The sequence below is a fragment of the Citrobacter sp. UYEF32 genome (assembly GCF_040546205.1).
GTDB classification, from domain to species: domain Bacteria; phylum Pseudomonadota; class Gammaproteobacteria; order Enterobacterales; family Enterobacteriaceae; genus Phytobacter; species Phytobacter diazotrophicus.
Genome location: NZ_JBEPNI010000005.1, coordinates 341,966 through 362,015 on the forward strand (window position 1 = coordinate 341,966; position 20,050 = coordinate 362,015).

The 20,050-nt window shown below is 53.8% G+C and carries 19 protein-coding genes; 8 read left to right on the forward strand and 11 right to left on the reverse strand.

The features are described from left to right. The first annotated feature begins 186 nt into the window (after positions 1-186). A complete protein-coding gene (locus ABIB59_RS16195) occupies positions 187-627 on the forward strand; it encodes an ECs1072 family phage-associated protein (protein ID WP_039079099.1) in 441 nt (146 codons plus the stop codon). Between the two features lie 196 nt (positions 628-823). Here the strand turns inward: ABIB59_RS16195 and ABIB59_RS16200 are convergent, their stop codons facing one another. From ABIB59_RS16200 to ABIB59_RS16230, 7 genes are all read right to left on the reverse strand, one after another. Next, positions 824-1,051, reverse strand: a complete 228-nt coding sequence (locus ABIB59_RS16200; RefSeq protein ID WP_052249252.1) for a hypothetical protein — start codon at positions 1,049-1,051, stop codon at positions 824-826. A gap of 309 nt (positions 1,052-1,360) precedes the next feature. Then, the gene (patD, locus tag ABIB59_RS16205; protein ID WP_071194138.1) at positions 1,361-2,785 is read right to left on the reverse strand and encodes an aminobutyraldehyde dehydrogenase; all 1,425 of its coding nucleotides are present in this window, start codon (positions 2,783-2,785) and stop codon (positions 1,361-1,363) included. 25 nt (positions 2,786-2,810) lie between these two features. Further along, on the reverse strand, positions 2,811-3,617 hold the full coding sequence (locus ABIB59_RS16210) for an ABC transporter permease (protein WP_039079101.1): 807 nt from the start codon (positions 3,615-3,617) through the stop codon (positions 2,811-2,813). Next, positions 3,607-4,548, reverse strand: coding sequence for an ABC transporter permease (locus ABIB59_RS16215; protein WP_039079102.1), 942 nt, complete (start codon positions 4,546-4,548; stop codon positions 3,607-3,609). Before ABIB59_RS16215 ends, ABIB59_RS16210 begins: the two co-directional genes overlap by 11 nt. Continuing rightward, positions 4,548-5,561 carry an ABC transporter ATP-binding protein gene (locus ABIB59_RS16220; RefSeq protein WP_079497480.1) on the reverse strand — a complete coding sequence of 338 codons (1,014 nt, stop codon included), beginning with the start codon at positions 5,559-5,561 and terminating at the stop codon, positions 4,548-4,550. The genes ABIB59_RS16215 and ABIB59_RS16220 overlap by 1 nt, the downstream gene beginning before the upstream one ends. 17 nt (positions 5,562-5,578) lie before the next feature. Next, positions 5,579-6,721 (reverse strand): putative ABC transporter substrate-binding protein YdcS, encoded by a 1,143-nt coding sequence (gene ydcS, locus ABIB59_RS16225; protein WP_071194136.1) that lies wholly within the window; start codon positions 6,719-6,721, stop codon positions 5,579-5,581. Between the two features lie 347 nt (positions 6,722-7,068). Continuing rightward, entirely contained in the window at positions 7,069-8,478 is a 1,410-nt protein-coding gene (locus ABIB59_RS16230) for an aminotransferase-like domain-containing protein (protein WP_039079105.1), read from the reverse strand. 152 nt (positions 8,479-8,630) lie between these two features. Between ABIB59_RS16230 and ABIB59_RS16235 the strand changes: the two genes are divergently transcribed. Genes ABIB59_RS16235 through ABIB59_RS16245 form a run of 3 tightly spaced genes read left to right on the forward strand, consistent with a single transcriptional unit; the run spans position 8,631 to position 11,175 of the window. Continuing rightward, entirely contained in the window at positions 8,631-10,037 is a 1,407-nt protein-coding gene (locus tag ABIB59_RS16235; protein ID WP_354036183.1) for a cytochrome ubiquinol oxidase subunit I, read from the forward strand. Further along, positions 10,037-11,047, forward strand: a complete 1,011-nt coding sequence (gene cydB, locus ABIB59_RS16240; RefSeq protein WP_354036185.1) for a cytochrome d ubiquinol oxidase subunit II — start codon at positions 10,037-10,039, stop codon at positions 11,045-11,047. The genes ABIB59_RS16235 and cydB overlap by 1 nt, the downstream gene beginning before the upstream one ends. Beyond that, the gene (locus tag ABIB59_RS16245; protein ID WP_071194133.1) at positions 11,047-11,175 is read left to right on the forward strand and encodes a DUF2474 domain-containing protein; all 129 of its coding nucleotides are present in this window, start codon (positions 11,047-11,049) and stop codon (positions 11,173-11,175) included. Before cydB ends, ABIB59_RS16245 begins: the two co-directional genes overlap by 1 nt. 70 nt (positions 11,176-11,245) lie before the next feature. On the opposite strand, the gene ABIB59_RS16250 is transcribed toward ABIB59_RS16245, so the two are convergent. Continuing rightward, complete coding sequence (locus ABIB59_RS16250) at positions 11,246-13,213, reverse strand: methyl-accepting chemotaxis protein (RefSeq protein WP_071194132.1); 1,968 nt, start codon at positions 13,211-13,213, stop codon at positions 11,246-11,248. A gap of 457 nt (positions 13,214-13,670) precedes the next feature. On the opposite strand from ABIB59_RS16250, the gene ABIB59_RS16255 reads away from it, so the two are divergent. Further along, positions 13,671-13,964, forward strand: a complete 294-nt coding sequence (locus ABIB59_RS16255) for a hypothetical protein (RefSeq protein ID WP_110296424.1) — start codon at positions 13,671-13,673, stop codon at positions 13,962-13,964. A gap of 55 nt (positions 13,965-14,019) precedes the next feature. Here the strand turns inward: ABIB59_RS16255 and ABIB59_RS16260 are convergent, their stop codons facing one another. Beyond that, entirely contained in the window at positions 14,020-15,984 is a 1,965-nt protein-coding gene (locus tag ABIB59_RS16260) for a peptidase U32 family protein (protein WP_354036361.1), read from the reverse strand. 308 nt (positions 15,985-16,292) lie between these two features. Next, the gene (locus ABIB59_RS16265; protein ID WP_079497484.1) at positions 16,293-16,865 is read right to left on the reverse strand and encodes a helix-turn-helix domain-containing protein; all 573 of its coding nucleotides are present in this window, start codon (positions 16,863-16,865) and stop codon (positions 16,293-16,295) included. 90 nt (positions 16,866-16,955) lie between these two features. Between ABIB59_RS16265 and ABIB59_RS16270 the strand changes: the two genes are divergently transcribed. Next, complete coding sequence (locus ABIB59_RS16270) at positions 16,956-18,122, forward strand: benzoate/H(+) symporter BenE family transporter (protein WP_354036188.1); 1,167 nt, start codon at positions 16,956-16,958, stop codon at positions 18,120-18,122. Here ABIB59_RS16270 and ABIB59_RS16275 read toward each other — a convergent pair. Further along, on the reverse strand, positions 18,102-18,971 hold the full coding sequence (locus ABIB59_RS16275; RefSeq protein ID WP_296416893.1) for an AraC family transcriptional regulator: 870 nt from the start codon (positions 18,969-18,971) through the stop codon (positions 18,102-18,104). The two genes, ABIB59_RS16270 and ABIB59_RS16275, sit on opposite strands and share 21 nt — an antisense overlap. On the opposite strand from ABIB59_RS16275, the gene ABIB59_RS16280 reads away from it, so the two are divergent. Together ABIB59_RS16280 and ABIB59_RS16285 are read left to right on the forward strand one after the other, a co-directional pair. After that, positions 18,970-19,131 carry a hypothetical protein gene (locus ABIB59_RS16280; RefSeq protein ID WP_158276520.1) on the forward strand — a complete coding sequence of 54 codons (162 nt, stop codon included), beginning with the start codon at positions 18,970-18,972 and terminating at the stop codon, positions 19,129-19,131. The two genes, ABIB59_RS16275 and ABIB59_RS16280, sit on opposite strands and share 2 nt — an antisense overlap. 11 nt (positions 19,132-19,142) lie before the next feature. After that, positions 19,143-20,039 (forward strand): DMT family transporter, encoded by an 897-nt coding sequence (locus tag ABIB59_RS16285; protein WP_039079113.1) that lies wholly within the window; start codon positions 19,143-19,145, stop codon positions 20,037-20,039. Positions 20,040-20,050: the final 11 nt, after the last annotated feature.

The following is a 20,050-nucleotide window of genomic DNA, read 5'->3' on the forward strand; positions in this document are numbered from 1 at the left end:
TTCTTTTTTGATTTACGTTAAGTTTTTTATAAATCATAAGATTAAGCCTGGCGTGAAATTGACATAAAAAAAGAGAACGGGATGCCTTCATTTTTGTCATAAATTCACCGGATGCTTGCTTTGGCGGATGGCTGATTTCTCTGGTATTGTCTCAATGCCGTAACTAATTCTTACAGGGTAACAGTAATGCAAAAGTTTGACGATCTATGGCAAGCCATCGAGACCAGAGTGTGTGAAAACAATGACATAACGCACGAGGAACTGACGAACGAAACGACGGCCAGGGGATCTGCTGCGAAGCAACGCGTCGCACATATTTTTACTCTGGAAGTCCTGCTGTCTCGTCATCGGGAGAAGTATGCCAGCCCTTATGTGGCACTGGCCGGGGAAGAAGCTCTGTGGCATCTTATTTTCAAGCGTACTGGCTGGAAACCCTTTGAAATTAAACAGCTCTCCTTTAGCGACGCAATGTTTGTGATAGCTGAGCTTTTTCGTGATGAGAATTTGCCAGCGGATGTCCGGGGAATGTTACGCGCCAATGGGTTACGCGATCAGTCTTATTCTATATATGATTTCTCAGAAAAAGACTGGGCTCCACGGGATAATGAAAACATCCTGAAACGCTAGCCTGCGAATCATTTGAATATTAAGGGCCGCTGCGCCCTTTTTTATTTTCACGCGTTTAATATGCAATACGCTTTACGCCGTGCATCCTTGCCGTCGCATCACCGGTCATGCTCTATTTCACATAGCCTGCTAAGTTTATTTAAAACGTTTATGAAACGCGATTACCTGTCAATTGCACAATTAACCGGCATGGTTTTCAGGCATTTAAAAAATACTGCCCGGTCATTGCGCTACTTAACGCAGGTTCATAGCGGGCAAAATGAAGCTCCTCGCCTTCACAGAAATAAGTTTCTATAGGCAACGTCAGACCGGACGCGCCTTCTGCTGTCTGGTTTACGGACCAGGTTACGGTGGTGTCGCTATCATTAACCGTCAAATACTCAGGGATACCGCCAGGCAGCAGTACCACAACGACTTTACTCATTTTGTTTCCCCCAGAGACTAAAAAAGCAACATTATCAATGGCGGGATGTGATGATAATTTGTCGCACGAATTAAATTAATGTGACAATCCCAGCCGTGATATGCAGTATTACATTTGTAGGTTTTATTTTAATGTTGGTCACGCTACGCGGGTAAGGCGCGTTAAGCATTGTCAGGAATATACCATCTTTACGTTTTTTGACACACAAGAAATTATAAAGCGTGAGAGTTACCTCAATTATTCTGTACCTGTGAATAAACAGCTACAGAAACGGTAACTCCCACGCTCACGCTAAGCCGGGTTAAAAGCTCAGTGTTTGATCATCACGTGGCGAACCACGGTGTAATCTTCCAGCCCGTACATCGACATATCTTTGCCGTACCCCGAAAGTTTTTGTCCACCGTGGGGCATCTCACTGACCAGCATAAAGTGGGTATTGACCCAGGTGCAGCCATATTGCAGACGCGCACTGAGGCGGTGCGCGCGGCCAACATCTTTGGTCCACACGGACGATGCCAGGCCATATTGCGAATCATTGGCCCAGTCCAGCACCTGCTCTTCATCATCAAATACCGTCACGCTGACGACCGGCCCAAAGACTTCGCGTTGCACTATCGCATCGTCTTGCTTTGCCCCGGCCAGCAATGTGGGCTGGAAGTAGAACCCCGCCCCCTCACGCTTGCTGCCGCCGGTCACCACACGGATATGACTTAATGCTTTCGCCTCGTCCACCGCTTTGCTGACGCGCGCCAAATGGGCTTCGGAACTCAGGGGGCCCAGCTCGGTGGTTTCATCATCCGGCGGGCCCATTTTCAGACTCGCCACCGCGGCACCCAGTTTTTCAACCAGCGCATCGTAAACCCCTTTTTGGGCATAAATGCGACAAGCGGCGGTACAGTCCTGCCCGGCATTGTAGAAACCAAAGGTACGAACGCCTTCGACAACCGCATCCAGATCGGCGTCATCAAACACAATAACCGGCGCTTTACCGCCCAGCTCCATATGGGTACGTTTAATCGAAGAGGCGGTATGACCGATGATGTGCTCACCGGTGGCAATCGAGCCGGTCAGCGAGACCATGCGCACTTTTTCGTGCCCGGTCAGCGGATCGCCAACGGTTTTCCCCCGACCGAACAGCACATTCAGTACTCCCGGCGGGAAAATATCCTGCGCCAGCTCGCCAAGTTTGAGCGCCGTCAGCGGCGTGATTTCTGACGGCTTAATGACCACACAGTTACCTGCCGCGAGCGCTGGCCCCAGCTTCCATGCGGCCATCATCAGCGGGTAGTTCCACGGGGCGATAGAGGCCACAACGCCAACCGGATCGCGGCGAATCATCGAGGTATGCCCTTCCAGATACTCCCCAGCGGCCAGTCCGTTCAGGCAACGCGCGGCGCCTGCGAAGAAGCGAAAGACATCCGCGACCGCCGGAATTTCATCGCTCAGCACACAATGCAAGGGTTTGCCACAGTTCAGTGACTCAAGCATTGCAAAGGTTTCGGCATTGTCTTCAATCACCTGCGCCAGTTGCAGCAGGCACTCGGCGCGCGCTTTTGGCGTCGTCTGTCCCCATGTTTTGAAGGCCTCATCGGCCGCCTTCACCGCCGCGTCTACCTGCGCAGGCGAGGCTTCGGCAATCTCCAGCAACACCTCGCCGGTGGCCGGGTTAAACACGGCCTGTTTCTCGCCTTCGCCGTCGACCAGTGCTCCATTGATAAATAATTGATGTTGCATAGCGCTATCCTTTCAGAGTTGTCAGTTATTTGCCGCTTCCGGCTACGGTTTCACCGTCACGGGTCAGCCACCAGGCGCCCAAAATCGGGATGGTCGTTACCAGCATCACCAGCAGCGCCACCACATTGGTTACTGGTACATCGCGCGGGCGCCCCAGTTGATTTAACAACCAGAGCGGCAAGGTGCGTTCATGCCCTGCGGTAAAGGTCGTGACGATGATTTCGTCAAACGACAAGGCAAACGCCAGCATTCCCCCGGCCAGCAGCGCCGAACCGAGATTGGGCAACACCACATAACGAAACGTCTGCCATGAGGTGGCACCCAAATCCATTGAGGCTTCAACCAGACTCCACGACGTGCGACGAAATCGGGCTATCACGTTGTTGAAAACCACCACCACGCAAAACGTGGCATGACCAACAACGATGGTGAAAAAACCGGGTTCCAGATCCACCGTTTTAAATGCCGTTAACAGCGCCAGCCCGGTAATAATGCCGGGCAAGGCGATCGGCAGCAGCAGCAACAGTGAGATGGCGTTCCGGCCAAAAAACTCACTGCGCCAGAGAGCCATTGCAGCAAGCGTGCCAAGGATTAAGGCAATAAGGGTCGCCAGCGCCGCAATTTGCAGTGACAGTGTCACGGCATCCAGGATATCGCCCCGCGCCGCCGCCACGCTAAACCAGCGCAGCGTAAAGCCCTGCGGGGGAAAGCTGAACGCGGCATCCTCGGTATTAAAAGCATAGATGGCGATTATCAATAACGGGAAATGGAGAAAGATAACCCCACCCCAGGCGGCAATTTTGAGAAATAACGGTGCGCGGTCAGAGTGCATCGAACGCTCCCAAACGTTTCACGAACGCCAGATAAAGGGCAATCAATACAATGGGGACCAGCGTAAAGGCTGCCGCCATTGGCATATTGCCAACTGCCCCTTGTTGCGAATAGACCATGTTGCCGATAAAGAACCCCGGCGGCCCCACCAGTTGCGGCACAATGAAATCACCCAGCGTCAGGGAGAAGGTAAAGATAGAGCCAGCGGCCACACCCGGAATTGCCAGCGGCAAAACCACATGGCGAAAGGTTTGCCGGGGATGGGCGCCAAGATCCGCTGACGCCTGCAATAACGACGGCGGCAACCGTTCGAGCGCCGCCTGAATCGGCAGGATCATAAACGGCAGCCAGATGTAGACGAAGACCAGAAAACGCCCCAGACCAGAGGTCGACAACGTATTGCCGCCGATGCCAGGCAGCGTTAGCAACGCGCCGAGTACAGGTTCCAGCCCCATATGACCGAGAAACCATTGGGCAACACCGTCTTTCGCCAGTAGCAGCGTCCAGGCGTAAGCTTTCACGATATAGCTCGCCCACATGGGCAGCATCACCGCAATATAGAAAAAGGCTTTCCATTTTCCGCTGGTGTATTTCGCCATATACCATGCCATCGGGAAGGCCAGAATAGCGCTTGCCAGCGTCACGGCGACCGCCATGGTGAAGGTACGTAAGATGATGTCGTAATTGGCGGGATTGAACAGCGCCTGCAGGTTTGCCAGGGTGAAATCCGGCGTTACCGACATGGTGAAATCATCAAAGGTGTAGAAGCCTTGCCATAGCAACGTCAGCAACGACCCCAGATACACAATGCCGAACCACATCAGTGGCCCCAGCAACAACAGGAACAACCCCAGCGCCGGTTTGCGCCAGAACAGGCCACTCAGGCGGCTGCCCGGTTTACGCTGGGGTGAACGGGAAAGGCTCATCTCCATCACCCCGCTCCCTGTAACGGCACCATCGCCTCTCGCGACCACGACGCCAGCACCGTTTGCCCCGGTGCTAAGGTGTCAGGCAACAGCGCATCGGACATGTTCGCCTGGCTGACCAGCAGTTTTTCGCCGTCGGTAAGTTTCAGTTCGAAACGGGTAGCCGCCCCCTGATACTGTACCGCTTGTACCACCCCCTGGACCTGAATTTCCCCCGGCTGATTAAGGCGAATATGCTCGGGTCGCAGAGAGTAAACGCCGTTCATCGCACACAACGCGCCCGCGCGCCTGTCGTCAAAAACATTAGACGTGCCGACAAAACCCGCCACAAAAGGCGTGCGTGGGCGCAGATAGAGTTCACGCGGCGTATCAATCTGCTCAATCTTGCCATTGTTGAACACCGCCACCCGGTCGGACATCGACAGCGCTTCACCCTGGTCGTGGGTGACAAAAATAAAAGTGATCCCCAGATCCTGCTGGAGCTTTTTCAGCTCAAATTGCATCTGCTCGCGTAATTTTAAATCCAGTGCCCCCAGCGGTTCATCAAGGAGTAAAACGCGAGGCTGATTAACCAGTGCCCGGGCGATAGCCACACGCTGGCGCTGGCCGCCGGAAAGTTGCGATGGCTTACGGGCGTGAACAAAATCCAGCGCCACCTTTTCCAGCGCCTGGCGCGCGCTGGCATGGCGTGTTTTCTTGTCCACGCCTTTAACCATCAGGCCATACGCCACGTTATCGAGGATCGACATATGGGGGAATAACGCGTAATCCTGGAAAACGGTATTGACGTCGCGCTCCCAGGGGGGCAGTTCGCTGGCCTCACGGCCAAAAATACGAATAGCCCCGCCGCTCAGTTGCTCAAAACCGGCGATAAGACGCAGGCAGGTGGTTTTGCCGGAGCCAGATGGCCCCAGCATTGAGAAGAACTCCCCGTCATTTACCGCCAGACTGACACCGTCGACGGCGCGAACATCACCATACAGCCGCGAGACATTTTCAAATTCAACAGCATAGGTCATACATCACTCCTGACCGATTAACGTCCACCCATAATGGCGATGTAATCCTGCGTCCAGCGGCTATAAGGGACATATTTGCCACCCTCCGCAACAGGCGTTTTCCAGAACGCAATCTTGTCAAAGAAGCTGTAGCCATTGGTCTCACAACCTTTTTCACCCAGCAAATCACTGGCTTTACAGCCTTGCGGCACCACCGGCAGTGAGCCAAACCAGGCGGCGACGTCACCCTGTACTTTCGGAGTCAGCGACCAGTTCATCCATTTGTAGGCGCAATTGGGGTGTTTCGCCTGCGCGTGCAACATGGTGGTATCTGCCCATCCCGTTACCCCCTCTTTCGGGAACACGGTGGCGATGGGCTGGTTTTCCCCTTTCAGGGCGTTGGCCTGATACGGCCAGGCGCTGGACGCCACGACGCCTTCGTTTTTGAAGTCGCTCATCTGAACAGTGGTGTCATGCCAGTAACGGTGGATTAAGGCGTGCTGATCGCGCAGCACTTTCAGCACCGCCTGATACTGCGCTTCGGTTAGCTGGTAGGGGTCTTCAATGCTAAGCTGCGGTTGAGTGGCTTTGACAAACAGCGCGGCGTCGGCGATATAAATCGGCCCGTCATAGGCCTGCACGCGGCCTTTGTTGGTTTTGCCATCCGGCAGATTTTGCTGCACGAAGACGACCGACCAGCTATCTGGCGGCGTCGGGAATGTTTTGGTGTTATACATCAGCAGGTTTGGCCCCCACTGATAGGGCGTGCCGTACACTTTACCGCCGACGTTAAACCATTCGCCTTTCTCAATGCGCGGATCGAGGGTTTTCCAGTTCGGGATGAGCGCGGTATTAATGGGCTGTACGCGTTTGCCCATGATCAGACGCAGCGAGGCATCGCCGGATGCGGTCACCAGATCATAACCGCCTTTAGCCATCAGGCTGACCATCTCATCGGAGGTCGCTGCCGTTTTTACGTTGACCTCGCAGCCCGTCTCTTTTTCAAACTGGCTAACCCAGTCATATTGCTTGTCCGTCTGACCGCGTTCGATGTAACCCGGCCAGGCGATAATATCCAGACGCCCTTCTCCTTTCCCTACTTCCGTCGGCTCGGCGGCGTGTGCTGTCATGAGGGTCATGCCCAGCGCACACAGGCAGCTCGGGGCAAATTTCTTGCTCATATGTTTTACTCCTGTCGTAATGAAAATGAGCGGCCGCCTTGCCGTAAAAATATCTCCTGATTTAAAGGTAGACGGAGCGCCGAAAGGCTGAATCCCGTCAATGAGAAATTTCGCCAGGTTGTGACATACAGCGCATTACATTTATTACGAAAATGCTGGCGGTGCATCTTCTGGAGTATAGACAAGGAGTTAGCAGAGAAAGGTTAATTTATGTTGCCATTCACATTTCGTATGAATGCCTGATGGGCAAGTACAGAAAATAATGACCTCTGCGGCTTAAATTTCCGCAGAGATATTTTTAATTTGAGAAAATATTATTCAGAAAATAAGAACAACCGCCTGCGTTTTTATTTCATCATTTCGCGAATAATTTTGCCAAGCAGAATAACGCCGCGTTCTTCCCGCTCGCCCCATTGCCAGGATGCATTAAAGCGAAAGAACGGCGTCGGTTCTCTGGAGGTGGAGAACATTTTGCCCGGCGCGATGCTGACCTGATGGGCCAGGGCACGCTGACTTAATTCTCCGGCATCCAGCTCTGGCGGCAACTCCAGCCATAAAAAATAACCGCTGTCGCTGCGGTGAATTTTCACCTCCGCAGGCAGATGACGCACCAGAGCCTGCCATGCCTGATGCTTGCGTTCAGCCAGGGCGCGCCGCAGACGCCGCAGATGCGCGTCATAGCGTTGCGTGCCAAGGTAATCGACCAGCGCCATTTGCATGGGCGAACTGGTGGATAAGGTGCTCATCAACTGCAACTGCTGGATCCGACGGGCATGTTTCCCGGCAGCGACCCACCCGATACGAAACCCGGCAACCAGACACTTGGAAAACGATGAGCAGTGTAGCGTCATGTCCTGGGTATCCCAGGCTTTTGCAGGTAGCGGTTTTTCCCGCCCGTAATAGAGCTCGCTATAGACATCGTCTTCGATCAAGGTCACGTTGTGCTGCATCAGCAACGCCACCAGTTGCGCTTTCTTCTCTGCACTCAGGGTAAAACCAAGCGGGTTCTGGCTATTAGGCATTAACCAGCAGGCTTTAACGGGGTAGGATTTGAGCGCCTGTTCCAGCGCCTGCAAATCAATGCCTTCATTAATATCCGTCGGCACCGACAGCGCTTTTAAGCGCAGACGCTCCAGCGCCTGTAGCGCACCATAAAAGCAGGGATTTTCGACAATCACCCAGTCACCTGGCTCTGTTACAGCCTGCAAACTCAGGTTTAACGCTTCCAGCGCCCCGGCGGTAATGACGATTTCATCTGGTGAAATGGTCATCCCCTGCTGGGCGTAGCGACGGGCGATGGCATGACGCAACCCGGAATTTCCCGGCGGCAGGTTTTCAATGATGCTGACCGCAGTCGCACTTTTACTGACATTGGCTAATGAGCGATTAAGCTGTTGCAGAGGAAACAGCCGCGGATCCGGAAACGCCGAACCGAAGGGCAAGATCGAGGCATCGCGGCTGGCCTGCAAAATATCAAAAATATAGGTATTGATATCCACCGCTTCGTCTTGCTTTAAGGTGGCGGGCGGTAAGGTTTGCGGACGATGAGAGCGCGGCGCCACATAATAGCCCGATTGAGGCCGGGCGGTAATATAGCCCTGATTTTCGAGCAACTGATAAGCGTGGCCGACGGTCATAAAACTCATCCCGCTGCTGGTCACCTGTTCACGCAACGAGGGCAGCCTGTCGCCGGGTCGCCAGACGCCCAGTTCAATTTGCGAAATGATTTGCTGCGCCAGGCGCTGGTATTTTTTCATCGCTCTCTCCTTCCCTGCAGTCATTCTATATCAGCACGCTTAAAAAGCACATTTTTACCAACTGTTATAGATAAATTTGGCTTTTCTGCCTCTGATAATCCTCTCCGCCGCTCTTTACCATTTGCGGGAGAGCCATTTTTCAGAGGTTAAGTATGTTGGGTTTAGATGCGTTTCATCTGGCAAGGATCCAGTTTGCCTTTACGGTTTCCTTCCATATTATTTTTCCGGCGATCACCATCGGTCTTGCCAGCTACCTTGCGGTGCTGGAGGGGCTGTGGTTGAAAACCGGCAATCCGGTGTGGCGTTCGCTCTACCACTTCTGGTCGAAAATCTTCGCCGTCAATTTTGGCATGGGCGTGGTCTCCGGTCTGGTGATGGCCTATCAATTTGGCACCAACTGGAGCGGATTTTCCCAGTTTGCCGGTAGCATCACCGGCCCGTTACTGACCTATGAAGTGCTGACCGCGTTCTTCCTCGAAGCCGGGTTCTTAGGGGTGATGCTGTTTGGCTGGAACAAGGTTGGCCCAGGGCTGCACTTCTTCGCCACCTGCATGGTGGCGCTGGGGACGATCATTTCCACCTTCTGGATCCTCGCCTCCAATAGTTGGATGCAAACGCCGCAGGGCTATGAAATTGTGAATGGCCAGGTGGTACCTGTCGACTGGTTTGCGGTGGTGTTTAACCCTTCCTTCCCGTATCGCCTGTTGCATATGTCCGTTGCCGCGTTCCTTAGCAGCGCGCTGTTTGTTGGCGCGTCGGCCGCCTGGCACTTGCTTAAGGGCAATCATTCACCGGCCATTCGCGCCATGTTTTCCATGGCGCTATGGATGACGCTCATTGTGGCCCCTATCCAGGCGCTGATCGGCGATATGCACGGGCTGAACACGCTGGAGCATCAGCCCGCCAAAATTGCGGCGATAGAAGGCCATTGGGAAAACCCACCCGGCGAGCCGACGCCTTTGTTGCTGTTTGGCTGGCCGGATATGGAACAAGAGCGCACCCGCTATGGGCTGGCGATTCCGGCGCTGGGTAGCCTGATCCTCACCCACAGCCTGGACAAACAGGTTCCCGCGCTGAAATCGTTCGCCAAAGAGGACCGGCCTAATTCGACCGTGGTGTTCTGGTCGTTTCGCCTGATGGTGGGGCTTGGTCTGTTGATGATATTGCTGGGTGTTCTCGCCGTGTGGCTGCGCCGCAAGCAGCGCCTCTATCACTCGCGCCCGTTTCTGTGGTTCGCATTATTGATGGGGCCATCGGGTTTGCTGGCGATTCTTGCCGGTTGGGTAACCACAGAGGTGGGCCGCCAGCCGTGGGTGGTCTATGGCTTGCAGCGTACCGCCGATGCCGTTTCCGCCCATGGCACGCTGCATATGAGCATCAGCCTGCTGGGTTTTATCCTCGTTTACAGTTCGGTGTTTGGCGTGGGGTACAGCTACATGGTGCGGTTGATTAAAAAAGGGCCTCAGGCGAATGAATCCTTTGCCAGTGAACAGGATGGACGCCCCGCCCGGCCGCTTTCGGCGGTGAATACTCACGACAGTCTGCAGGAGAAACCGTAATGGGTATCGATCTTTCGCTTATCTGGTTTGTGATTATCGTCTTTGCCACCCTGATGTATATCGTGATGGACGGTTTTGATCTGGGGATTGGCATTCTCTTTCCCGCGACGCAAAACGCCGAAGACCGCGATGTGATGGTGAATAGCGTCGCCCCGGTATGGGACGGCAACGAAACCTGGCTGGTGCTCGGCGGTGCGGCGCTGTTTGGCGCCTTCCCGCTGGCGTATGCGGTGATTATCGATGCGCTGACCATCCCGCTCACGCTGATGCTGGTGGGGTTAATTTTTCGCGGTGTAGCCTTTGAGTTTCGCTTCAAAGCGACACCCGCGCACCGTCCTTTCTGGGATAAAGCGTTCTTAGGCGGCTCGATTCTGGCAACCTTCACACAGGGGGTCGTTGTTGGGGCGGTGATTAACGGTTTTCCGGTTAGCGGGCGCACCTTCGCCGGGGGGCCCTTCGACTGGTTGAGCCCGTTCACTCTGTTTTGTGGCCTCGGGCTGGTGGTCGCCTATGCCTTGCTGGGGGCGACGTGGCTGGTGATGAAGAGCGAAAACAGCTTGCAGACGCGGATGCGCCAGCTCGCAAAGCGGCTCTTACTGGCCCTGCTGCTGGTGATTGCGGTAATCAGTCTCTGGACACCGCTTGCCCACCCGGCCATTGCCAACCGCTGGTTTACGTTGCCAAATCTGGTTTTCCTGCTGCCCGTCCCTGTATTAGTCGTATTGCTGAGCCTGTGGCAATGGCGCAGCCTGAATCATCCACAGAGCGAAAAATTACCGTTTGTGCTGACGCTCGGGCTGATCTTCCTCGGATTCAGCGGGCTTGGCATCAGTATCTGGCCGCATATTATTCCGCCGTCCATCACCCTGTGGCAGGCGGCAGCCCCCGCACAAAGCCAGGGCTTTATGTTGGTTGGCGCGCTGCTGATTATCCCGATTATTCTTGTCTATACCTTCTGGAGCTACTACGTATTTCGCGGCAAAGTTCAGCATGGGGAGGGATATCACTGATGCAACAACCCTTATGGAAACGCCTGATGTGGCTGGTCGTTTTATGGGGCGGCAGTGTGCTGGCCCTTGCGCTGGTCGGCCTGTTTTTCCGCGTACTGATGACCGCCGCGGGGTTTAAGTCGCACTAGTTTTATGACCCGGCGACGTATACAACCGGCTTGCAAAGCTGCCCTGATGCTGAACATCAGGGCAGCTTTTTTAGTGCTGGCCGTGGCGGGTGGAGAGTTTTTGCAACACCGTCAGTTGCGCCACCGCTTCCTGCATCGCATCCATGCCGGATGTCAGGGCGTGCAGGCTACTGAGATGCTTCACAATATTATCCCGTTCGTTATTGGTTTTACTGCTCATGGCCGCGATGGTGTCAGCCGCGGAAATGGAGTGCTGAGCCATATTGCTGGCGGTCTCCACGGTATTATTGGCAACGGTACGGATGCGGGAAATCGTATTTACCGCCTGGTTGATATTGGCGGCCGTAGCGTCTGCCTGCTCTTTGGACGAGTGCGCCAGCCGCCGGACTTCGCTTGCCACCACGGCAAATCCGCGCCCGGCTTCACCCGCCCGCGCAGCTTCCACCGCCGCATTGAGCGCGAGAATGTTTGTCTGAAAAGCAATGTTACTGATCCCGCTGGTTATCTCATTAATCCCCGCTGAGATTTTCTCCAGGTCGTCCAGCCCTTCCACCAGCCGGTTTTGCGCCTGTTGGCTCTTGAGCGCAATATCGCTGATCGAACGGATGCTATTTTCTGCCATTCCTAAGGTGTCGTTTTGTGTCTGCGTCGCGGCTTCCAGCATCGGTAATGCCGTCATCAGGGGACCCAATTTTTGTTGATATGCCACGACACGATTAATCACACCGCTTTGAAAATCATTCAGTGCCTCCCAACGGCGCAGCGCACGCTGGGCGTAATGCCCGGCATATCGTGCATATTCCACCGGGAAATGCGCCATGGCTTTCACGTCATGATTGAAAAAGACCAGCGCGGAGAGCGTCTGATTAATGGGAACGCCGAGGATCTCCCCAAAGCTGGAAAAACCGGCAGCGGGCAAGCCTTTAAAGAAATGGGCATTGTGTAAGTGTGATTCGCTGCCAAGACGGCGCAAAATACAGTCATTCATCAGAATGGCCGCCGGTTTACCTCGTCCGGTAATAAAGTTTTTCCAGTCATGCAGTGTCGCTTGCTTAAAGTCGGTTTCTTCCAGTAAATGCAAGCGATCGCCAAATTCCAGATCACAGAAAAAATGAACCCCTTCAGCATCAATTTTTGCGACAGAGCGAATGAAATATTCATCTCCGACTTTAACCCCGAAAGTGAGCCCTTTTAGTTTTTCGGCCACCTGCTGCTCACCACATTGCAGGAGTTCGGCCAGAACAGCAGTGAAAGGCTTCTGTTCACCCTGTTCATTAAAGACTGACGTCACCGTTCGGGCGACCGGATCCGCCTGAGCAATCAGCCAGCTTTTATTGCGTGGTTTGAAGTTTTGGCTTTTGAAGGGTGCGAAGGATTTTCCTGGTGCCATTTTGCAAAAGATAATCACCGCTTTGCCCTGCAGCACTTTGCCATTCACGCTTATCCAGGTGCCGTCAAAGGTGAGTTTGCCGCCTGCTGAACCGCCGATAGCCAGGCAGGGAAAACGCCCACAATTATACCAGGCCTGCATCAGAAAGCCTTCGGAGGCAGAGAGCCCGTCACAATACACCATGGCAAAAGTATGATCTGAGGAGAGCGGCATGCGTACCTGTAACCGCTCCAGCTCGTTCTGAATTGCAATGATGCGATCTGTTGCTGTTCGGGTATCTTTAACATGTAAATCAATAATATGGGTTTCGTGCCCGGCAATGAGTGTTTTGGGCAGCATTAACCAGCTACCCTGTTGCCCCGCCGCATCACAATAGGTCGTCTCACGACAGCTACTGCTCAATGCGCCACTGGAAGAAAGCGTAATAACCGTTAAGGCTGGAGAAGAAAACCGTTGCCACGCCTGGCTCACGCTTGAATAGTCGGCACCAGGGGGGACGAATGTCATGAGGATACCGCTGGCTTTATTGCTTAAACCCGCTGCTGATAATGACTGAGGCATATTCTGGCAATCATAGGTACCATTCGCAGGCTGTGAGCGGCTGCGACCTAAGGGTGCGGTTAAAAACCTTTTCGCCATAGATAACATATTTCACCTTTTATGTATTATGAGATCATTTATAGGGTGGAGCGTCTGGTGAATTTATGGAACTTAGCAGGCTATACATCAAGTCTATGATTTTTACAGTGCCGGGAAATTCCACGAATATATTTTGATCACAGTGTAATTATCGTCAAACTAAGTGAAATCTTTAACGAAACCCAATAAAGTCCACCCGGGCATAATGAAATTAAAACTATAAAAATCAAAGATTAATAAAATGAGATGCGAGTATCAATATTTGACCTGTGAAAATTATGTTAATAGTGTGATGCAACGCATAAATTGCAGCAAATAATATAATTACTGTCTGTCAGGTAACATATTCGTTTATTTTTTACAGTTACTATGGAAGGAATATTCTTAATTAAAGATGTCTTCATACTCTCTCCACGATTTGTTGTTGAAATCCGTGTCACTCAGATAAATGAGAGAAGGAGTGAGTATGAAAAAGATCGTGACACTGTCTGCCATTGTGGCCATGAGTTTGTCGTCTTATGTGTTTGCCGCAGACAACGCGCCTGTCCCACCGCAAAAATATCCGCTAACGCACGACGGTCAGCCGCCGCGTCATGACGACAAAAACCCGCAACATGCGCGGGAGCACAGGAATAATGACGGGAAAGCGTGGAAGCATGATGACAGCGCGCATCACCGCGACGGCCAGCCGCCAAAGCATGACGGCAAACAGCCGCCCAAAGACGGTAAAAAACCGCCGTTGCCGGATGATAAACGCTAAGATGTAAATACAGTCGCGGCACATACCCTGCCGCGACTGTGCGGGATGTGCTGTCTTAAACGCCTTTGCGCTTAGGCAGCGTTTTCAACAGATCTTCAGGGCTGACCGATGCCACAACACTCCCGGCGAGCGGCATCTTCAGAATGTGATTTTTGATTTTCCCAACCACATGCATTTCACATGGCCGGCAATCGAATTTCAGCGTAAGCACTTCATCGCCATGCACCAGTTGCATTGGGGTTGCCTTCCAGCTTTTGATATTCCCTTTGGCCTGTTTCGGGCACAGGTTAAAGGCAAAGCGCAGGCAGTGTTTGGTGATCATCACCGGCACATCGCCCTTCTCTTCATGCATTTCATATGCGCCATCAATCAGTTGCACACCGAAACGCTGGTAGAACTCACGCGCTTTATGGTTGTAAACGTTCGCCAGGAAAGTCAGATGGGTATCAGGATAGACCGGTGCCGGATCGGAGACAGCTTTACGGCTGCCGCGCTGGTAACTCGCCAGACGCGCCTCATCAAGCATTTCAACGGTGTCGCGACGAAACGCATTTAACATACTGTTCGGCACAAACAACGCACCCGGCAAGTTGATAGCGATATGACGGGCGTAGTAGATGGTTTGCCCCAGTTTTGCCACGCCCTCTTTCAGGCTATTGATCGCTTTTTCCGCGTTGTTCGCCTCATCGAATTGCCCGTCGAGAGTATGGGTAACGCTGACCCCATCTTCACTGGTCAGGGTCAGCACCAGTTGTTCCTGCCAGCCGCTCACTTCAATATCCACGGCGATGCGACGTTCACTGGAGGTTTTGGTCAGTGCCTGTTGCCAGTTATGGTCCAGGTTACGGTTCAGCGGATGGTGCGGGCGCACTTTATACATCTCCGCGGGCATTTCATTCGGCCAGACGCGGTAACGACCTTCGCCCGTTTTTTCTACCGTGTTGGCGCGAAAACCGACAACGTCACGCTTGATGAGTACGTTCAGACCATCCCCGTTTGCCAACGGCTCGCTGGCTTCTACGTCCAGGTACTCTTTGGTTACTTTCAGCACTTCACCGACCGGCAGACCGATAAATTTCGGCGAATCAAACGCACCGATATCGCCTTTACGCGCATTCACAAAATAATCAGTACTACCGCGATGGAAGGTTTTATCGGTGGACGGAATAAAGAAGTGCTCTGTGCGCCCCGCCGATGCCCGCGCCAGGTCGCCGCGGTCTTCAATAATCACATCCAGCATCTGGCGATAATGCGCGGTAATGTTTTTTACATAGCTCATGTCTTTGTAGCGCCCTTCAATCTTGAAGGAGCGTACGCCGGCATCAATTAGCGCACCAAGATTAGCGGTCTGGTCATTATCTTTCATTGACAGCAGATGTTTTTCATAGGCCACGACGCGCCCCTGATCGTCTTTCAGGGTGTACGGCAGGCGGCAGGCCTGCGAGCAGTCCCCACGGTTGGCACTGCGCCCCGTCTGGGCGTGGGAAATATAACACTGCCCGGAATAGGCCACGCACAGCGCGCCATGAATAAAGAACTCGATGGTCGCGTCAGTACAGGCGTGAATATCGCGGATCTGCTGCAGGTTCAACTCACGCGCCAATACAATCTGGCTAAAACCGGCATCGGAGAGGAACTTCGCCTTTTCTACGCTGCGGATGTCGCACTGGGTACTGGCATGCAGCTCAATCGGCGGAATGTCGAGTTGCATGATCCCCATATCCTGCACAATCAGGGCATCCACCCCGGTTTCGTACAGATCGGTAATCAGGCGCTGAGCAGGCTCCAGCTCATCATCATGCAGAATGGTGTTCAGTGTGATAAACACTTTCGCGCCATAGCGATGGGCAAACGGCACCAGGCTGGCAATATCCTGCAAGCTGTTGCTGGCGTTATGGCGGGCACCGAACCCCGGGCCGCCGATATAGACCGCGTCCGCACCGTGCAAAATGGCTTCGCGAGCGATCGCGGTGTCACGGGCAGGGCTTAAGAGTTCAAGATGATGGGGTTGCAGGCGCATACAATCGTCGTTATCCATTATGTGCAAAATGGCGGCTATTGTAGTCACATCCCCGGCTTTTCACCACCTGTGGCGAAGGCCAATTTCCGCCAGGCGGCAAAGCATTGATGAAATTGCTATTTTCCAGCCGTAACGGCGCAGGTTAAGGTAACCACTATTACGCGAAAGCGTTCAAATGGCGTCGCGGCGGCAAGCGGCAACCTCTGGAGCTTACATAAGTAAGTGACTGAGTGGCCGGGGCAGCCCAAAGAGGCCATTTGGAAGAGGACGCGTAATCGGACATTCCTCGTCACGTTGTACGTTGTTGTTTACTCGTCGTCGTTCTTTGCCGCAAGCTTGCTTGCGGTTTTTTCTTTTGGGTAGTGGATAAGCGAGTGGAAATGCGCGCTCTGTGCTGAGCTATTACGATAGGCATGGGGACGGTCGCCAGCGAAACGAATCCCGCTACCCGCCGTCAGGGTTCGCCACTGCCCTTCAATACACATCTCCAGCACCCCGCCAATCACCACCACATGTTCAATGACCCCCTGCTCATGCGGCGTTGATTCGCTCAGGGCGCCCGGCGCCAGGATTATCGAGAAGAGATCAAAATGCAGCGCTTCATCCCAGGGGAACAGCGGAGTGACCACCATAGCCTGCTGCTGCGGATCGAAGGAATGGGGTGTTTCGCTTTCCGACGGCGCAATAAAGGACGAAAACGGCACATTGAGACCGGTGGCGATTTTCCACAGCGTTGCCACCGTGGGGCTGGATTCATTACGTTCAATTTGCCCGAGCATCGCTTTTGACACGCCCGTCTCGTCAGCCAGACGCGAGAGGCTCCAGCCGCGTGCCTGACGGAGATTCTTTAAGGTGCTCGCCAGATAATGTGTTAGATCCATTTTTCCTCCTGTCAGTCTCGCTGCGCATGCTTGTACGCTATAACGCACAATGGTACATTCGTTGGACGCTATAACGCACGAGGAAAGATCATGCGCACTCACGTGTTTCCTTTTACCACGCTTCTGGCGGGTTTTGTGGCCGTACTGGTCGGCTATGCCAGCTCTGCCGCTATTATCTGGCAGGCTGCTGCCGCAGCGGGGGCCAGCGCCACACAAATTGCCGGCTGGATGACGGCGCTCGGTTTAGGCATGGGTGTCAGCACCATCGCGCTGTCGCTGTGGTATCGCATGCCAATACTGACCGCCTGGTCCACGCCCGGTGCCGCATTGCTGGCGACGAGCTTGCAAGGATTGACGCTTGCCGAAGCCATCGGCGTGTTTATTTTTGCTAATGCGCTGATTGTGCTTTGCGGCGTGACCGGACTGTTCGCCCGGCTGATGAAAATTATTCCGCATACCCTCGCGGCAGCCATGCTCGCCGGGATCCTGTTGCGTTTCGGCTTGCAGGCGTTTCACAACGTTGAGGGCCATTTTGTGCTGTGCGGCAGTATGCTACTGGCCTGGCTGGTCTGTAAAGTCCTCGCCCCACGCTATGCCATTGTGGCGACACTGATTATTGGCGCACTGGTCGCCTGGCTTAGCGGCGATATTGTCACTGCGAAACTGGACGTTGCCTTTGTGGTACCGGAATTTACCCGTCCGGTCTTCAACTGGACCTCGTTTATCAGTATCGGCATACCCTTTTTTCTCGCCACGATGGCGTCACAAAATGCGCCAGGCTTCGCGACAATGCAGGCGGCGGGCTATCGTGCGGCAGTGTCGCCGCTGACCATTTTTACCGGAGGGCTGGCGCTGCTTTTCTCGCCGTTTGGGGTTTTCTCTATCTGCATCGCCGCCATTACGGCGGCAATTTGTCAGAGCCCGGATGCGCACCCCGACGCCGCACAGCGCTGGAAGGCTGCGGTGGCGGCGGGTGTATTCTATTTGCTAGCGGGCGTATTTGGCGGCTCGATCACCGCATTGCTGGCAGCCTTACCGCTGAGCTGGATCCAGACGCTGGCAGGGCTTGCCTTACTCGGTACGATAGGCGGCAGCCTGTTCCAGGCGCTGTCCCAGGAAAAAGAGCGTGATGCCGGCATCGTGACGTTTCTGGTTACCGCCAGCGGCGTCACGCTACTGGGTGTGGGGTCAGCTTTCTGGGGGCTGGTTGCAGGGGGCGTCTGCTATGCCGCACTGTCACTGGCGCGCCGCGCGTAATTGCGACGGCGTCATGCCAAAAACGGCGCGGAAGCGGTTACTGAAATGGCTGGCAGAACTGAAACCGCAGGCCATCGCGATTGTCGTCAGCGGCAGCCCGGTATTTAACAGTTGCGCTTTCGCCTGCACCATCCGGCGATGCATCACATACTGATGCGGCGCAACCCCCATCGACTGGCGGAACATCCGCGCGAAATGGTATTCACTTAACGCTGCCTGCGCCGCCAGATCGCTCAGCAACAGCGGCTGGGCGAGATTCGCCTCTATCCAGTCCAGCACCTGACGCAGTACCACCGGCGCAAGACCGCCTTTAACGGTGGGCAAACGCCACTGCACATTGCTGTAATGCTGGACAAGATGGGTGAGAAGCAGCGTAGAAGCCGTACTGAGCGTGAGCTGATTCGCCTGCTGATGCCAGTCGCTGCCAAGTAAGAACTGGCGGTAGAGCGCGGTAATGCGCTCATCCTGGGCGAAGGTTTTCTCATCAAGGGTAAACGACGCCGGACTGCGATCCCACACCTTCTCCCCAATGTCCCGCAGATGTTCGTCAGTGCAATAAAGATGCACAAACGACAAATCATCACGGATATCCCAACTGGATTCGCTCTCTTTTGGCATCAGGCAAAACCTGTCCGGCCCTCCGCCATTTTTCCAGCCCTGCGACGTTTTATGGTAGCTCTCGTAACCATCGGCAATGTACAGGCTCAGGGTGTGGTGATCACAATACTGGGTGATGTTATCGCGCTTATTAGACCATGCCGCAAGTTGAATACCAGAATGCAGCGCAACCGAGTCATGCAGAACGGCATTGTGATGTTGCAAATTTTCGAAGGCTTTATAAACAGTCATGGACGCAATTAACAAAAATGTCACCAGAATCTCAGTCTATGAATTGCGCCTGCCCGATACCAGTGTTTCGCCAAAAAAACGCAAGAATTTGCAAGTGACCGGCGGGTTTATGCAAGCCGGAGAGACATTTTTTGGCAAGACTGGAAACCTGTTGGCGTAACGGGGATCGCAATGAACATTTTTTTATATTGTCTGGTGGTGGTGATATGGGGCACGACATGGATTGCCATTTTTCTGCAACAGGGTCCGGTCGCGGCGCCGGTCTCTATTTTTTGGCGCTTTGCGCTCGCATCACTCACCATCATGGTGGTGTTGATTGCCCTGCGGCGGCTGCGCAAACTTGTCCTGCGGGATCATCTTTTTTGCATCCTGCAAGGATGCTGTGTGTTTGGCTTCAACTTCCTCTGTTTTTACAACGCCGCCGCGTGGATTAACACCGGGCTTGAGTCGGTCATTTTCTCAATGGCCGTCTTGTTTAATGCGGTTAACAGTTTCCTGTTCTTCGGTCAGAAGCCCCCTTCGCGCTTCTATCCCGCGGCTTTTCTTGGGCTGACGGGCATTGTGACGCTATTCTGGGATGATTTGCTGGCCAGCGGTCTGAACAGCACGCTGTTACTGGGTATTGGACTTTCGATGCTGGGTACATTTGGCTTTTCCCTTGGCAATATGATCAGTATGCGCCATCAACGCAACGGGCTGGAAACCATGACCACCAACGCCTGGGCGATGCTTTACGGGACAATCATTATGGGCGCAATAGCCCTGTTTCGCGGCGATGATTTTACCCCTGAGTGGACCTTCAGCTATCTGGGTGCGCTGGTCTATCTCGCCCTCTTTGGATCGGTCATTGCCTTTGGTGCCTATTTCACCCTGGTGGGCCGTATCGGTGCCAGCAATGCAGCCTACAGTACTCTGCTGTTTCCGCTGGTCGCGCTGAGTATTTCAACGGTCTATGAAGGTTATGTCTGGCATATGAACGGGGTTGTCGGCCTGCTGCTGATTCTGACGGGAAATTTAGTGATGTTTTCGCGACCGGGAACGCTGTCGTTTATACGGAAGTTAGCCTGAAAAAAAGCGCC

What these genes read in the sequence shown, in the direction of transcription:
- ABIB59_RS16195 (WP_039079099.1), top strand. Translation starts at nt 187, where the DNA reads ATGCAAAAGTTTGACGATCTATGGCAAGCCATCGAGACCAGAGTGTGT.
- ABIB59_RS16200 (WP_052249252.1), bottom strand. Translation starts at nt 1,051, where the DNA reads ATGAGTAAAGTCGTTGTGGTACTGCTGCCTGGCGGTATCCCTGAGTAT.
- patD (WP_071194138.1), bottom strand. Translation starts at nt 2,785, where the DNA reads ATGCAACATCAATTATTTATCAATGGAGCACTGGTCGACGGCGAAGGC.
- ABIB59_RS16210 (WP_039079101.1), bottom strand. Translation starts at nt 3,617, where the DNA reads ATGCACTCTGACCGCGCACCGTTATTTCTCAAAATTGCCGCCTGGGGT.
- ABIB59_RS16215 (WP_039079102.1), bottom strand. Translation starts at nt 4,548, where the DNA reads ATGGAGATGAGCCTTTCCCGTTCACCCCAGCGTAAACCGGGCAGCCGC.
- ABIB59_RS16220 (WP_079497480.1), bottom strand. Translation starts at nt 5,561, where the DNA reads ATGACCTATGCTGTTGAATTTGAAAATGTCTCGCGGCTGTATGGTGAT.
- ydcS (WP_071194136.1), bottom strand. Translation starts at nt 6,721, where the DNA reads ATGAGCAAGAAATTTGCCCCGAGCTGCCTGTGTGCGCTGGGCATGACC.
- ABIB59_RS16230 (WP_039079105.1), bottom strand. Translation starts at nt 8,478, where the DNA reads ATGAAAAAATACCAGCGCCTGGCGCAGCAAATCATTTCGCAAATTGAA.
- ABIB59_RS16235 (WP_354036183.1), top strand. Translation starts at nt 8,631, where the DNA reads ATGTTGGGTTTAGATGCGTTTCATCTGGCAAGGATCCAGTTTGCCTTT.
- cydB (WP_354036185.1), top strand. Translation starts at nt 10,037, where the DNA reads ATGGGTATCGATCTTTCGCTTATCTGGTTTGTGATTATCGTCTTTGCC.
- ABIB59_RS16245 (WP_071194133.1), top strand. Translation starts at nt 11,047, where the DNA reads ATGCAACAACCCTTATGGAAACGCCTGATGTGGCTGGTCGTTTTATGG.
- ABIB59_RS16250 (WP_071194132.1), bottom strand. Translation starts at nt 13,213, where the DNA reads ATGTTATCTATGGCGAAAAGGTTTTTAACCGCACCCTTAGGTCGCAGC.
- ABIB59_RS16255 (WP_110296424.1), top strand. Translation starts at nt 13,671, where the DNA reads ATGAAAAAGATCGTGACACTGTCTGCCATTGTGGCCATGAGTTTGTCG.
- ABIB59_RS16260 (WP_354036361.1), bottom strand. Translation starts at nt 15,984, where the DNA reads ATGCGCCTGCAACCCCATCATCTTGAACTCTTAAGCCCTGCCCGTGAC.
- ABIB59_RS16265 (WP_079497484.1), bottom strand. Translation starts at nt 16,865, where the DNA reads ATGGATCTAACACATTATCTGGCGAGCACCTTAAAGAATCTCCGTCAG.
- ABIB59_RS16270 (WP_354036188.1), top strand. Translation starts at nt 16,956, where the DNA reads ATGCGCACTCACGTGTTTCCTTTTACCACGCTTCTGGCGGGTTTTGTG.
- ABIB59_RS16280 (WP_158276520.1), top strand. Translation starts at nt 18,970, where the DNA reads ATGGACGCAATTAACAAAAATGTCACCAGAATCTCAGTCTATGAATTG.
- ABIB59_RS16275 (WP_296416893.1), bottom strand. Translation starts at nt 18,971, where the DNA reads ATGACTGTTTATAAAGCCTTCGAAAATTTGCAACATCACAATGCCGTT.
- ABIB59_RS16285 (WP_039079113.1), top strand. Translation starts at nt 19,143, where the DNA reads ATGAACATTTTTTTATATTGTCTGGTGGTGGTGATATGGGGCACGACA.